12 protein-coding genes are annotated in these 12,721 nt (G+C 56.5%); 4 read left to right on the top strand and 8 right to left on the bottom strand.

The window, feature by feature from the left end; genetic code table 11:
- The first annotated feature begins 23 nt into the window (after positions 1–23).
- From phnL to phnN, 3 genes are read left to right on the top strand one after another with little or no spacing between them, the layout of a single operon-like run.
- Positions 24–728 (top strand): phosphonate C-P lyase system protein PhnL, encoded by a 705-nt coding sequence (phnL, locus tag BKP64_RS09120; protein WP_070968816.1) that lies wholly within the window; start codon positions 24–26, stop codon positions 726–728.
- Positions 725–1,912, top strand: a complete 1,188-nt coding sequence (locus BKP64_RS09125) for an alpha-D-ribose 1-methylphosphonate 5-triphosphate diphosphatase (protein WP_070968820.1) — start codon at positions 725–727, stop codon at positions 1,910–1,912. Before phnL ends, BKP64_RS09125 begins: the two co-directional genes overlap by 4 nt.
- A gap of 9 nt (positions 1,913–1,921) precedes the next feature.
- Positions 1,922–2,524: a phosphonate metabolism protein/1,5-bisphosphokinase (PRPP-forming) PhnN gene (gene phnN, locus BKP64_RS09130; RefSeq protein WP_227515553.1), complete on the top strand. Its 603-nt coding sequence runs from the start codon at positions 1,922–1,924 to the stop codon at positions 2,522–2,524.
- An 83-nt stretch (positions 2,525–2,607) separates the two neighbouring features.
- Here phnN and BKP64_RS09135 read toward each other — a convergent pair whose 3' ends face one another.
- The 6 genes from BKP64_RS09135 to BKP64_RS09160 form a co-directional block, all read right to left on the bottom strand.
- A complete protein-coding gene (locus tag BKP64_RS09135) occupies positions 2,608–3,363 on the bottom strand; it encodes a maleate cis-trans isomerase family protein (RefSeq protein WP_070968823.1) in 756 nt (251 codons plus the stop codon).
- 25 nt (positions 3,364–3,388) lie between these two features.
- Positions 3,389–4,918 (bottom strand): malonate--CoA ligase, encoded by a 1,530-nt coding sequence (locus BKP64_RS09140; RefSeq protein ID WP_070968826.1) that lies wholly within the window; start codon positions 4,916–4,918, stop codon positions 3,389–3,391.
- The gene (locus BKP64_RS09145) at positions 4,915–6,276 is read right to left on the bottom strand and encodes a malonyl-CoA decarboxylase (protein ID WP_070973625.1); all 1,362 of its coding nucleotides are present in this window, start codon (positions 6,274–6,276) and stop codon (positions 4,915–4,917) included. The genes BKP64_RS09140 and BKP64_RS09145 overlap by 4 nt, the downstream gene beginning before the upstream one ends.
- 22 nt (positions 6,277–6,298) lie before the next feature.
- Complete coding sequence (locus tag BKP64_RS09150) at positions 6,299–7,636, bottom strand: TRAP transporter large permease (RefSeq protein ID WP_070968829.1); 1,338 nt, start codon at positions 7,634–7,636, stop codon at positions 6,299–6,301.
- Between the two features lie 2 nt (positions 7,637–7,638).
- The gene (locus BKP64_RS09155) at positions 7,639–8,160 is read right to left on the bottom strand and encodes a TRAP transporter small permease subunit (protein WP_070968832.1); all 522 of its coding nucleotides are present in this window, start codon (positions 8,158–8,160) and stop codon (positions 7,639–7,641) included.
- An 87-nt stretch (positions 8,161–8,247) separates the two neighbouring features.
- The gene (locus BKP64_RS09160; RefSeq protein WP_070968836.1) at positions 8,248–9,246 is read right to left on the bottom strand and encodes a TRAP transporter substrate-binding protein; all 999 of its coding nucleotides are present in this window, start codon (positions 9,244–9,246) and stop codon (positions 8,248–8,250) included.
- Positions 9,247–9,387: 141 nt separating this feature from the next.
- Here BKP64_RS09160 and BKP64_RS09165 point away from each other — a divergent pair, with 141 nt between their 5' ends.
- Positions 9,388–10,062, top strand: coding sequence for a GntR family transcriptional regulator (locus BKP64_RS09165; protein ID WP_070968839.1), 675 nt, complete (start codon positions 9,388–9,390; stop codon positions 10,060–10,062).
- A gap of 19 nt (positions 10,063–10,081) precedes the next feature.
- On the opposite strand, the gene BKP64_RS09170 is transcribed toward BKP64_RS09165, so the two are convergent.
- Positions 10,082–11,008 (bottom strand): universal stress protein, encoded by a 927-nt coding sequence (locus tag BKP64_RS09170; RefSeq protein ID WP_070968842.1) that lies wholly within the window; start codon positions 11,006–11,008, stop codon positions 10,082–10,084.
- 1 nt (position 11,009) lies between these two features.
- Positions 11,010–12,497 (bottom strand): SulP family inorganic anion transporter, encoded by a 1,488-nt coding sequence (locus BKP64_RS09175; protein WP_070968845.1) that lies wholly within the window; start codon positions 12,495–12,497, stop codon positions 11,010–11,012.
- Between the last annotated feature and the right edge of the window lie 224 nt (positions 12,498–12,721).

A 12,721-nucleotide genomic window follows, 5' to 3' on the forward strand; every position in this document is an offset into this window, starting at 1 on the left:
CCTGATCGAACTGGAGAATTGCAATGACTGTCATGATCCAGGTCACCGACCTGAACAAACGGTTCACCCTTCACAACCAGGGTGGTGTTTCCTACCCGGTGCTGAACGACGTGTCCTTTGATGTAAACGCAGGCGAATGCGTGGTGCTGGATGGCCGCTCAGGCTCTGGTAAAAGCACGCTTCTGCGGTCTCTTTATGCCAACTACAAGCCCCAGTCGGGCCAGCTTCAAGTGCGGCACCAGGGCGAGCTTGTCGATCTGGTGAAGGCCACTCCCAGACAGATCCTGACCATTCGCCGGCAGACGCTGGGTTATGTCAGCCAGTTTCTGCGGGTGATACCTCGGGTTTCCACCCTGGAAGTGGTGATGGAGCCGTTAAGAGCCCTGGGCACAGACCGGGAAACCTGTCGCGAGAAAGCCGCCGGCCTCCTGCGCCAGCTGAACATACCGGAAACACTCTGGCACCTGGCACCCTCTACCTTTTCCGGCGGCGAGCAGCAGCGGGTCAATATCGCCCGCGGCTTTATCGTCGACTACCCCATTCTGTTGCTGGACGAACCCACGGCTTCACTCGATGCGGACAATTCCGCCGTGGTGGTGTCGCTTATCAAGCAGGCGCGGGAACGGGGCGCAGCCATTGTGGGGATCTTCCACGATGCCGGGCTTCGCGAGCAACTGGCTGACCGCCGGATACCCCTGACCCGTCCCGCAAAGGAGGAAGCAGCATGAGCGCCACGGATCTGACCCTGGAACGGCCACGGCTTGAAAGCAGCGAAATGCTGCTGACCAATGCCCGAATCGTTACGGAGAACGAAGTATTTACCGGCACACTAAAGATCGAGAAGGGGCTGATAAGCGCCATGGACCGGGGCAACAGCCGGGCGCCGGGAGCACGGGACTGCCTGGGAGCCTATCTGATTCCGGGGCTCGTGGAGCTGCATACGGACAACCTGGAAAAGCATTTTTCCCCGCGACCGGGCGTTGTCTGGCCCAGCCATCCAGCCGTGCTGACCCACGATGCCCATATCGTATCGTCCGGCATAACCACCGTGTTCGACGCCCTCTCCGTGGGTGATGTGATCGACGACAGCAACCGCCTCCACCATCTGCGCACGCTGATCGACGCCCTGGCCGAAACCCGCAAAGCGGGCATGTTGCGGGCGGATCATCTTCTACATCTGCGCTGTGAGGTCAGTTTTGGCGAAACGCTGCAGCTGTTCGAAAATCTGGTCGATCACCCGCTCCTGCAGCTTGTCTCGGTGATGGATCACACCCCGGGGCAGCGTCAGTTCGTCCGGGAAGACAAGTACCGTCAGTACTACCAGGGAAAGCATGGCCTAAACGATTCCGAAATGGATACCTTCACCCACAAACGCAAGGAGTCCGCCCGGCTGCACAGCGACCACAACCGCAAGGCAATAGTCGCCATTTGCCAGGCGAGGGGCATCCCCCTTGCCAGCCACGATGACGCCACCCTGGATCATGCTGTGGAGTCTGCAGGATTCGGCATGTGCATCGCGGAGTTTCCCACCACGCTGGAAGCGGCAAAAGCTTCCCACGACCTTGGGTTGAGGGTATTGATGGGGGCACCCAATATCGTTCGCGGCGGTTCACACTCCGGCAACATTGCAGCCGCCGAGCTGGCCTCCGCGGGGGTGCTCGACATTCTTTCTTCGGACTATTACCCCGCCAGCATGCTGGATGCCGCTTTCCGCCTCGCCAGCATGGAAGACAACAGCTATGACCTGGCGCGAGCCATCGCCACGGTCACCACAACCCCCGCACGGTGCGCCAATCTTCATGACCGGGGCGTCCTCGAGCCGGGCAAACGGGCGGATCTGGTGTTGGTGGAGCCCAGAGGTCAGTTGCCGGTCATTCACAATGTGTGGCGAAATGGCGAACGGGTTTACTAGGGGGCTAAAGTGGCAGGAGCAACGAATCTAAAAGGCAATCAAACCGAGCCGGGGCAACTGTTTTACATCATGGGAGCCTCAGGAGCCGGCAAGGACACGCTGCTGCGCGGCTGTCAGGATCGCTTTGACGATGGCCAAGGGCCTGTGGTGGCGCGCCGCTATATTACCCGCCAGCCAGATGGGGGCACAGAAAGTCATATCTCCCTCTCGGAAGCTGAATTCGAGGAACGGGTAACCAAGGACGCCTTTGCCATGCACTGGTCCGCCAATGGTTACCGCTATGGCATCGGCCGGGAGATAGACCTCTGGCTCGCCCAAGGCAGCCAGGTACTCGTGAATGGCTCACGAGCCTATCTCGACCAGACCCGGTCGCGTTATGGCGACACACTGGTTCCGGTATTGATAAGCGTCGACCTGACCCTGCTACAAAAACGGCTTGAACTTCGCGGCCGGGAATCGGCAGAGGAAATCGAAGCCAGAATCCGCCGGACCCGTGAGTTGGAACAGCACCTGCCACCGGACTGCCTGGTGGTCGCAAACAATGGCAGCGTTGAAGAAGCCGTCACGACGTTATTGGCTGCCATGGCCCGAACCAGAGGAACGTCGGAATGAGAAAGTTGCTGGCTGGGCCGCCATGCATCACTTTACCTACCGAAGTGAGATGTACGGCCTGGGCAGCATTCCCCGCCTGGTTACTAACCGTAGCTGCCATTCAGCAGCCTGCCGGCATTGGGCACCAGCGGCTTCAGTTTGAGGGCTTTGAGAATCTGATACGTTGTGCAGGTGGCGGCGGAGACCACCGGCAAACCAAGGGAGTCCTCAACCTGCTGGATCGAAGCTAGCGAGGGCATCTGGACGCATGCAGACAAGACGACCGCGTCGGCACCGGCAACGTTCAGGCGTTTCACAATCTCTGTCAGCGCCAGTGGGTCGCGCCTTCCCACTTCAAGGTTATCCGGAATTTCAAGCGCAATACTGTCGATCACCTCAAACCCCTCGGCCTCAATGTAATCAATTACCATCTGAGTCAGGGGCTTCATGTAGGGGGTTATGATCGCGATGCGCTTGGCACCTAGAATGCCCAGCCCTTCCGTCAGCGCGCCGGCACTGCTGACAATCGGCGTCGGATGACCATTCTCCACGGTAACGTCGTGCAGACGAGCCTGGGACTCCCGGTGATATCCCGCTCCTCGGCTCATAATGGCGACGAGGCAGGCATAACCCATTACGTCTACGGCGGCGTCGGACAATTCCAGCGCACAGCGGTCAGACTCGTCATCCATCGCCGCCAGCTCTTCCCTGGTCACCTTTTTCATCCGCATCCGGCTGGAGTGGAAGGTAAAGCGTTCAGGTTCCACCGCCTCCCGGGCCCGGAGCATGGCGGGAATTTCTGTCTCCATGGTGGTATTGGAACTGGGCACAATCTGACCGATTCGAAAACTCTGGCTCATACTTATTCTCCAGGGCGTATGCCCGTCAGGCGCCCTGATAGATATCTTTGTACTCGTCACGGAGCTGCTTCTTCTGGACCTTGCCCATGGTGTTTCTTGGCAAGGCTTCGACAAAAAAGACCCGCTTGGGTTGCTTGTATTTGGCCAGGTGACCGGCCAGTGCCTTGATCACATCCGCTTCTGCCAGTTTCTCGCCGGGCAGCAGCACCACAACAGCGGTTACGCCCTCACCGAAATCCGGGTGCGGCACACCAATAACTGCAGATTCCATCACTTCGGGCATTTCATCGATAACCTGCTCGACTTCCTTCGGATAAACATTGAAACCTCCGGAAATCACCAGGTCCTTGTCACGGCCGACAATCTGGACATACCCACGGTCATCAATCAGGGCGAGGTCACCGGTGACAAAGAAGCCATCCTCAAGCAGCTCGGCCCGCGTCTTCTCCGGCATACGCCAGTAGCCCTTGAATACATTCGGGCCACGAACCTCCAGCATGCCGATTTCCCCCTGAGGCAGTGGCTCATGGGTCCCGGTCTCCGGGTCGGTGATTCGGATCTCCACACCTGGCAGAGGCATTCCCACGGTGCCGGCAATACGGTCGCCATCGTAGGGGTTCGAGGTGTTCATGTTGGTCTCGGTCATGCCGTAACGCTCGAGAATGGCATGCCCGGTCCGTTTCGCGAACTGCTGATGGGTTTCCGCCGTCAGCGGGGCTGAGCCCGATGTAAACAGGCGCATGTTCCTTGTCAGCTCGGGCGTGAGGCGGTCATCCTGCAGAAGCCGGGTATAGAAGGTGGGCACGCCCATGAGCGCAGTGCCCTCTGGCATGGCGGCAATAATGGTATCCACATCAAACCTGGACATGAAGTACAGGCTGGCACCGGAAATCAGGATGACGTTGCAGGCCACAAACAGGCCATGGGTATGGAAGATAGGCAAGGCATGGATCAGGCGGTCGTTTTCAGTGAAGCGCCAGGCCTCCGCGAGGCTCTTGCAGTTCGACCCCAGGTTTTTGTGGGTCAGCATGGCGCCTTTTGAGCGCCCAGTGGTGCCTGAGGTATAAAGAATCGCAGCGAGATCGTCTTCATCACGCTGCTCGATACCGGTGTAAGCATCCGCATTGGCAACAACGTCCATCAGGGAGCCGTCGGCGCTGGCACCCAGGGTTTCTACCTGCGGGCAATCGGTTTCAGCAGCAATCGCCTTCGCCGCCTCGAGCGCAGCGGGCTGACACACGAACAAAGCAGGCTCCGCATCCCCCAGGAAATAACCAATCTCATCCGCCGTGTAACCCGTGTTCAACGGCAGGTATACGCCCCCGATCCGCAGGGTTGCCAGATACAGCAAAATGGCCTCAGGGCTCTTATCAACCTGCACCGCGACCCGGTCTCCGGGCGTAACACCAAGATCTCTCAGCGCCCCCGCCATGCGTTCAGTCTGAGCCAGGGCATCGGCATAGGAGTATTTGCCGCCCTCGGGTGTGGTGATGAAATTGGCCGTTCCACGGGCCTGCATTTTGGCGGCAAACGTATCGAACAGGTTATGGTTCATTTTTCGAGTTCTCCTTGAAACAATTTTCGACCAAGCTTGCCCAGCTCACGTACGCTCGGGGAACAGACGATTTCGCCGTTCATTGTGTATTTTTCATTGTTGCGTTCGATGTTCTCGAGAACATACAGGTAGTTGACCATCAGCCCGGCGGACTGTTTCATGCCGTTTTCCGACACGTCTCCCAGCCAGTTAATCCGGTGCAGCTCCGCGCCGTTACCCAGGTGGAACCTCGCCACCGGGTTCAGCGGCAGGTTTTCGCTGTTCTTTTCTTTCAGCAGATAGCGGGCCGCCAGCGGCCGAACAACCTCGTTAAGACGATTCTGTAGCTCCTCATTGGCAGCCCAGTCCGGGTTGTCCAGCAAACTCAGCGTGGCTTGTGCTTCCGGCGTCAGCAGGCCGGAATCCGGGTGATAGGTTTTCTCGAGCCAGCTCCGGAACATTGGTAGCGGGGAAAGCGTCACGAAATTTTTCAGGTTGGGCAATTCCTGCTTCAGCTCCTGCACCACCTGTTTGATCAGAAAATTACCGAACGAGATGCCCCTGAGCCCGACCTGGCAGTTGCTGATACCAAAGAATGCGGCGGAATCCGCCAACTCAGGCGCATCAATGTCATATTGTTCATCCGCCAGAATGGGCTGGATGCGGTTCGGGATACCCTTGGTCAGCGCTACCTCAACGAAAATCAGAGGCTCATCGCCTATGGCGGGGTGGAAGAACCCGAAGCAGCGGCGATCCCTGTTGTCCAGCCTCCGGCGCAGGTCATCCCATCCCTCTATCTTGTGCACAGCTTCGTAGCGAATGATTTTTTCCAGTATTGAGGCCGGAGTTGTCCAGTCAATTCGCTTGAGTACAAGGAAGCCACGGTTGAACCAGGAAGCAAAAAGATGAACGAAATCCGCATTAATGGACTCGAAATCTTTGTGCCCCTTCATCAGCGCCAGGAAATCCTGGCGCATTTTGACCAGCTCATAGGTTGCCCCCTGAGCCAGGTTCAGACGCCGTAGCAATTCCTGCCGGAGAGGCTCTGCAACGTCGAACAGCACCGCCAGGTGTTTGTTGGACCGGTCATTTCTATAATCCCGGTAAGCCTTATCGATCCTGTCCGGGTCGGCCGAAAACTGCTTTGCCAGCACCTCGAAAAAGGCCTGTTTCTCTTCATCACCGAGGGATTGGTAGATGTCCAGAGCCCGGCTCGCCAACACGATGCTGGCGGCTTCACCATCACTGTGAAGCAACTCTTCGCAGGCAGTGATCAGGTCCCGATGATCGTAGCTGCGTTTTTTGTTTCCAAACTTACGCTGCAAGGCATCACGCTGGGTGATATTGCTGAACAGCTCCTGCAAAAAACTCATGTTCATAGCCATAACCTTTTGATTGGCCTCAGGAGCCGGCACCCATAATCAGGTCCGGCAGCCACAGGGCGATCTGCGGAAAGAAGCACAGCAGTAAGATGCCGAGGATCATGCACAGCGCGTACGGCAGACTTCCCAGCAGAATGTCCCGGAGCGCAATGTCTGGGGCAATGCCCTTGATGATGAACAGATTAAGACCCACAGGCGGCGTGATCAGTCCAATCTCCAGGTTGATGGTCAGAATGACCGCAAACCAGTAAGGGTCAAAGTTGGCAGCGACAATGATCGGCAACAGAATGGGTGCCGCCATAACGATGACGGCAACCGGCGGCAGGAAGAAACCGGCTACCAGCAGGAACAGGTTGATAACCCCCATAAGAACCCAGCGGTTTACCTCCATGTCAGCAATAGCACCGGCAACGGTCTGCGTAATAAACAGCGATGACAGGGCGAACGCAAAGATTTCTGCCGTGGCAATGATCAGCATGATCATCACGCTCTCGCGCAGTGCATCGCGCATGATGATGCCGATCGGCTTCGCCTGCCACATCCGGTAAACCACGATAGCCAGTACCAGGCACAGGAAAGCTCCGACACCTGCAGCTTCGGACGGTGTGGCCACACCGCCGTACAGTGCAAACAGAATGCCCATCACCACGAGCAGGAACGGCAGGACCCGCACCAGCGCCTTTAGATTGCCTTCGACGTTTTCCTTGATCTGAGCCGCTGCCTGAGCCACAGGATTGGGGCTGTTGTAGCCGCCGGCCAGTTTGCAGGCAAGCAGTGTCCAGACCATGAACAGCGCGGCCAACATCAAGCCCGGCATGGCACCGGCGATGAACAGGCGGCCAATGGAGGTTTCGGTCGAAATACCGTAGACGATCATCGTGACCGAGGGCGGGATCAGAATGCCAAGGGTACCACCGGCGGCGATACATCCGGCGGCGACACCATCGGGGTAGCCACGCTTGCGCATCTCCGGAATACCCAGCTTACCGATAGCGGCACTGGTCGCCGGCGACGAACCGGATAACGCAGCAAAAATAGAACAGGCCGCGATATTGGAAATGGCGAGGCCACCCGGCAGTTTACCCATCCACAGATCGAGGGACCGATAGAGATCCCGGCCCGTGGGCGACGAGGCGACGGCCGCACCCATCAGAATGAACATGGGAATGGCAACGAAGCCGAAAGACGCAACGTTTCCGAAAAAGGTTTCGCCAAAGTAGACCAACTCGCCTATGCCACGGTCCAGAACCAGGGCTCCAAGTGACACCGCACCCAGTGCAAACGCAATAGGGGTGCCAATGGCCATCAGGATCAGCAAAACAACTACGACGAGAATACCGCTAGTTACCGGATCCATAGTTAGAGCTCTCCTCGCAGGATTTCTGCCACGTATTGCAGCGACAGCAGAGCGGCGCCAACAGCCACCGGCAGGATTGCCGGCCAAAGAGGCGGATTCCAGACTGTACCTGTGGTCCAGTCAAAAGCGTAAGCTTCATAGAGGTAGTACCAGCAGCCGTATGTCAGTGCCAGACAGAAGGCCAGGCCCACCAGTGAAGCGGACAAACGCATAAGGCGCTTGGGGAAGCCCCGCAGTGCGTCGGGTAAGACCGTTACCGCAACATGTCCACCGGTTTTCAAAACATAAGGCGTACCCAGAAGCATGGACGCCGTAATCGCAAAGGTCGTGAACTCGGTTTGCCAGACAGTGCTCTCACCCAACACATATCGAACAAACACCATGTGAACAACGGACAGCACACCGAGCGCAAGCAGAGCACCCGCTACAATTGCGGCGGCCACTGAAACGGCATCCATGCAGCGGATATACCCGCCAAACACACCTCGTTCTGAGGCTCGTCGATAACTGGAAGATTGGGACATAACTCAAACCCGGGAAAAGTTGTGCTTGCCCCGTCCGGCCGAAAACCGGAAGGGGCAAGGTGGACAGAAAACCTGATAGCGGGCTGGTTACTCGACAGCCAGCGCAGCATCAATCAGGGCTTGTCCGTTGGGAACATTCTCTGCGAAGGTCTTGTAAGAGCTCTCCTTGGCAATATTCAGCCACGCCTCGTAGTTCTCCTGACTCATCTGGACTACTTCGACACCGTTCTCGGAGAACACGTCGGCCATCTTCTGGTCAAGTCCCGCCGCCTCTTTCGCAAAGTACGCTTCCGCTTTCTGACCGGCTTCGGTCAAAGCGGCCTGTTGCTCTGCATTCAGGCTGTTCCAGCTGCGATCAGAAATAAGCACCGGCTCATACATGAACCAGAGGGCGTTTTCACCCGGCGCGGTCAGGCAGGTCACCTGCTCGTAGATGCGGTAGGATACAAAGGAGCCTGAAGAGGTATTAGCGCCGTCCAGAACACCGGTCTGCATGGCGGTGTAAATCTCCGACGATGGCATAGACGCGATGGACGCGCCGGCTGTCGCAAGCATTTCATCGAACGCCGGACCGGCAGCACGCATGGTTTGCCCCTTGACCGTATCCGGCGAAGTGATGCACTGCTTGTTTGAGGCGAAACCACCCGCCAGCCAGGCATCGGCGAGAACCCGGGCACCAGCATCATTGATCACTTTCTTGATCATACCCATGAATTCGGAATCGTTGAGGCGCTGGGCGCGCTCGTGGTTGCGGACCAGGCCAGGCATAAGCGTTGCGGAAAATTCAGGATGGCGACCACTTGCGTAATCCAGCGGCAGGGAGATCATATCCACTCTCCCACGAACCAGCGCACCCCATTGTTCTTTGGCTTTGAACAAAGACTGACCCGGATACACCTGAAGTTCGAGGCCGACATCAGCAGCTTTAACTTCCCGTGCCATCAGTTGCACCATCTCGTCTCTCACATCCCCTTTCCCGCCCGGGAACTGGTGGGAGACGCGCAACGTTGTCTCGGCAGCAACGACACTGGAAAAAAATACAGACAGGGAGGCCGCTATGGCCAGTTTAGCGAAGGGCATCTTCATTGTTTGTCTCCAGAATTGTTTTTGTATTATTGATCAGACTAATCTGATGTATACATCATTAGACTTGTTGTATATTGTTGTCAACACAAATTGACTAAAGTATAACCACGTCCGATTTCAACCATAGGCAGGACGACGACAATGAAGCGTTCAAGTACCCAGAAGCTGAAAGACGCCCTTGAAGAAGACATCATTAATGGCCGTCTGCTCCCCGGCGAGAAGCTTGATCACGATGCCCTGGCCAAACAATATGGCGTGTCCCGGACACCGATTCGTGAGGCTGTACAGCAACTGGTGGTCAGCGGTCTGGTGACTGTGAGGCCCAAAAAAGGCACCTTCGTCGCCAAAGTAGGTTTTGATCAGTTGATCGAGATGTTCGAGGTGATGGCGGAACTGGAAGGCATGTGCGGGCGACTCGCGGCCAGAAGGATTCAGCCAGACGAACTTGAGGCCTTGCGCGCAGCACTACATCGCTGCGAGGAACCAGAGGTTATGGCCGATCCGGACGACTACTATTACGAAAACGAAGAGTTCCATAATTGCATCTACTCTGCCAGCCACAATAGCTTCCTGGCCTCAGAGGCAAGGCAGCTAAAACAGCGTTTAAAACCGTATCGTCGTCTGCAGTTACAGGCCCGAAACCGGGTTCATAACTCTGTTGAAGAACACCGTAAGATCTTTGAGGCGATCGAGATGGGAAAAGAGCGAGAAGCCGAGCAACACCTGAAAGAGCATGTGATGATTCAGGGTGCCCGGTTCAGCGACTTTGTATCGCAGGTCAAGGAGTTTGGCGACTCTTCCAGGAAAGCCTCCTGAGAAGAATCGCGATAGCCGGTTACCTAAGAATAACGAGCGGCTTTTCTGCGGTTTTCAGCATGGTGGTTGTTGTACTGCCCACCAAAAACTGCCGAATGCGGGAATGGCCGTAGGCGCCCATCACGAGAATGTCGATATCATGCTCTTCCTGATAGGCGTGGAGCGCAGGCTCGACATCTCCGGCACGAATAGCCAGCGTAATTTCCGATTCGAGGCCGCCTAACATCTTCTCCGCCTTTTTCAGCTGTTCCCAGCGGTCATTGGTGTCCGGGCCAATCATTACAAGATGCAGCGGCATCCCCTTCAACACCGGACTACCGGCCAGCAATTCAACACCTTTGAACGCAGTGGCACTGCCATCAAAGGCCAGCATGGCACTTTGAGGCGCCCTGAATTGGTCCGGCACCAGCAGAATTGGCCGGTGCACGCTCCGAATGACGGTTTCAAGCTGGCTACCAATATGAATGTCACGATCGGAACTGCTCTCCCCATGCAGTCCCATCACCAGCAGGCGGGTCTGGTTTTCGAGCGAAAGCAGCGACTCCGTCAGGTCATCATGGCGCTGACGCTTGGCCACGTCATTAACGCCTGCTGCCTTCACCCGGCGCTCGGCTTCATCGAGCATATGATGACCATGCTCAAGTGCCAGCTTCGAGCGCTTGCGATCAAGCTCCGCCAGCTCATCCAGCAATTGCTCCCGACTGCCCAGGCCAATGCTGCCAGCGAGATCCGGCTCAGCGGGATAGCGCTCTTCATCCAGAACGTGAAGCAGCGTCATGGGTGTTTCCATGTGCCGGCTTGCCCAGGCGGCGTAGTCACACACAGCCGGTGCAGCGCGGGAACCGTCAATACAGGCTACTACTCGTAACATCTCAACCTCGCCTTGCTGATCCTTGTGGTTGTTATTCTGACTGCGATCGTTGCCGGATTCCTTGGTCTGGGTCATATCAGTGCCCCATCAGCTGATCAACGGCTTCAGGCTTATCGTGCACGCCGAACCGGTCAACGATGGTGGCACTGGCCTCATTCAACCCGATCACTTCGACGTCTGAACCTTCACGTCGGAATTTGATGACGGCCTTGTCCAGGGCTCCCACCGCCGTGATATCCCAGAAATGAGCGCGGCTCAGATCAATTACCACATTATCGACTGCTTCCTTGAAATCAAAGGACTGAAGGAACTTTTCCGATGAACTGAAGAATACCTGACCCACAACCCTGTAGGTGCGGGTATCGGTTTGCTCATCCAGCTCCGGGGTTACCAGCATGTAATGGCCAATCTTGTTGGCAAAGAACATCGCTGCCAGCAGGATGCCTGCCAGTACACCGAAGGCCAGGTTGTGAGTCGCTACAACCACAATCACCGTCACCAGCATCACGATGTTGGTGGACAGCGGGTGTTCCTTGAGGTTTCGAATGGATTCCCAGGAGAAGGTACCAATGGAGACCATAATCATGACAGCCACAAGAGCCGCCATTGGAATCTGCACCAGCAGGTTGTCCAGCACCAGCACCATGATCAACAGGAAAACGCCCGCCGTCAGGGTGGAAAGGCGGGTACGGCCGCCTGATTTCACATTGATTATTGACTGGCCGATCATCGCGCAGCCCGCCATACCACCAATCAGGCCAGAACCGATATTGGCAATACCCTGGCCTTTACACTCGCGGTTCCGGTCGCTCTCGGTATCCGTCAGGTCGTCCACAATGGTTGCCGTCATCATCGATTCCAGCAGGCCGACCACCGCCAGCGGCAAGGAGTACGGCAGGATAATCATCAGGGTTTCCAGGTTCAGCGGGACATCCGGCCACAGGAATATCGGCAGCGTGTCAGGCAGTGCGCCCATATCACCCACCGTACGGATATCCAGGCCCAGCACAACAGCCACTGCAGTCAGAGCCACGATGCACACCAATGGGGATGGCAGAACCTTTCCGACCACGGGAATCAGGGGGAACAGGTAAATAATGCCCAGCCCGGCCGCCGTCATGGCATACACATGCCAGGTGACGTTCGTCAGCTCCGGTAGTTGGGCCATAAAAATCAGGATTGCCAAAGCGTTTACGAACCCGGTAACCACCGAACGTGAGACGAACCGCATCAGGCTGCCCAGCTTCAGATAACCGGCAACAACCTGGATAACACCCGTCAGCAGCGTGGCCGCCAGCAGATACTGAAGCCCATGTTCTTTAACAAGCGTTACCATCAATACCGCCATGGCGGCGGTCGCGGCCGAGATCATTCCAGGACGGCCACCGACAAATGCGATAATGACAGCGATACAAAACGAGGCATATAGCCCCACTTTGGGATCGACGCCAGCGATGATCGAGAAGGCAATGGCCTCGGGTATCAAAGCCAAAGCGACTACGATGCCGGCGAGAAGATCTCCGCGAACGTTGGATAACCATTGGTTTTTCAGGGTATTAACCATGTTGAGTTCCGTAATTGGTAAAACAGGTACAAAGCTGCGGGGCAGTCACCTTGAGACGATCGCGAGAAAATATTCCCTCAAATAAAAATGGCGCGGGAATAAACACTAGGGCGGACTGGCTATCACAGAATTCCGGCGAGCTTTGATCAAAAGGGGTTGAAAACAGGGGCGCGAAGCTTACCAGATTAGCACCTTACAAGTAAGGTAAGGATTATCCCCTGTAT

It is taken from the genome of Marinobacter salinus (genome assembly GCF_001854125.1).
GTDB classification, from domain to species: domain Bacteria; phylum Pseudomonadota; class Gammaproteobacteria; order Pseudomonadales; family Oleiphilaceae; genus Marinobacter; species Marinobacter salinus.

What these genes read in the sequence shown, in the direction of transcription:
- phnL (WP_070968816.1), top strand. Translation starts at nt 24, where the DNA reads ATGACTGTCATGATCCAGGTCACCGACCTGAACAAACGGTTCACCCTT.
- BKP64_RS09125 (WP_070968820.1), top strand. Translation starts at nt 725, where the DNA reads ATGAGCGCCACGGATCTGACCCTGGAACGGCCACGGCTTGAAAGCAGC.
- BKP64_RS09135 (WP_070968823.1), bottom strand. Translation starts at nt 3,363, where the DNA reads ATGAGCCAGAGTTTTCGAATCGGTCAGATTGTGCCCAGTTCCAATACC.
- BKP64_RS09140 (WP_070968826.1), bottom strand. Translation starts at nt 4,918, where the DNA reads ATGAACCATAACCTGTTCGATACGTTTGCCGCCAAAATGCAGGCCCGT.
- BKP64_RS09145 (WP_070973625.1), bottom strand. Translation starts at nt 6,276, where the DNA reads ATGAACATGAGTTTTTTGCAGGAGCTGTTCAGCAATATCACCCAGCGT.
- BKP64_RS09150 (WP_070968829.1), bottom strand. Translation starts at nt 7,636, where the DNA reads ATGGATCCGGTAACTAGCGGTATTCTCGTCGTAGTTGTTTTGCTGATC.
- BKP64_RS09155 (WP_070968832.1), bottom strand. Translation starts at nt 8,160, where the DNA reads ATGTCCCAATCTTCCAGTTATCGACGAGCCTCAGAACGAGGTGTGTTT.
- BKP64_RS09160 (WP_070968836.1), bottom strand. Translation starts at nt 9,246, where the DNA reads ATGAAGATGCCCTTCGCTAAACTGGCCATAGCGGCCTCCCTGTCTGTA.
- BKP64_RS09165 (WP_070968839.1), top strand. Translation starts at nt 9,388, where the DNA reads ATGAAGCGTTCAAGTACCCAGAAGCTGAAAGACGCCCTTGAAGAAGAC.
- BKP64_RS09170 (WP_070968842.1), bottom strand. Translation starts at nt 11,008, where the DNA reads ATGACCCAGACCAAGGAATCCGGCAACGATCGCAGTCAGAATAACAAC.
- BKP64_RS09175 (WP_070968845.1), bottom strand. Translation starts at nt 12,497, where the DNA reads ATGGTTAATACCCTGAAAAACCAATGGTTATCCAACGTTCGCGGAGAT.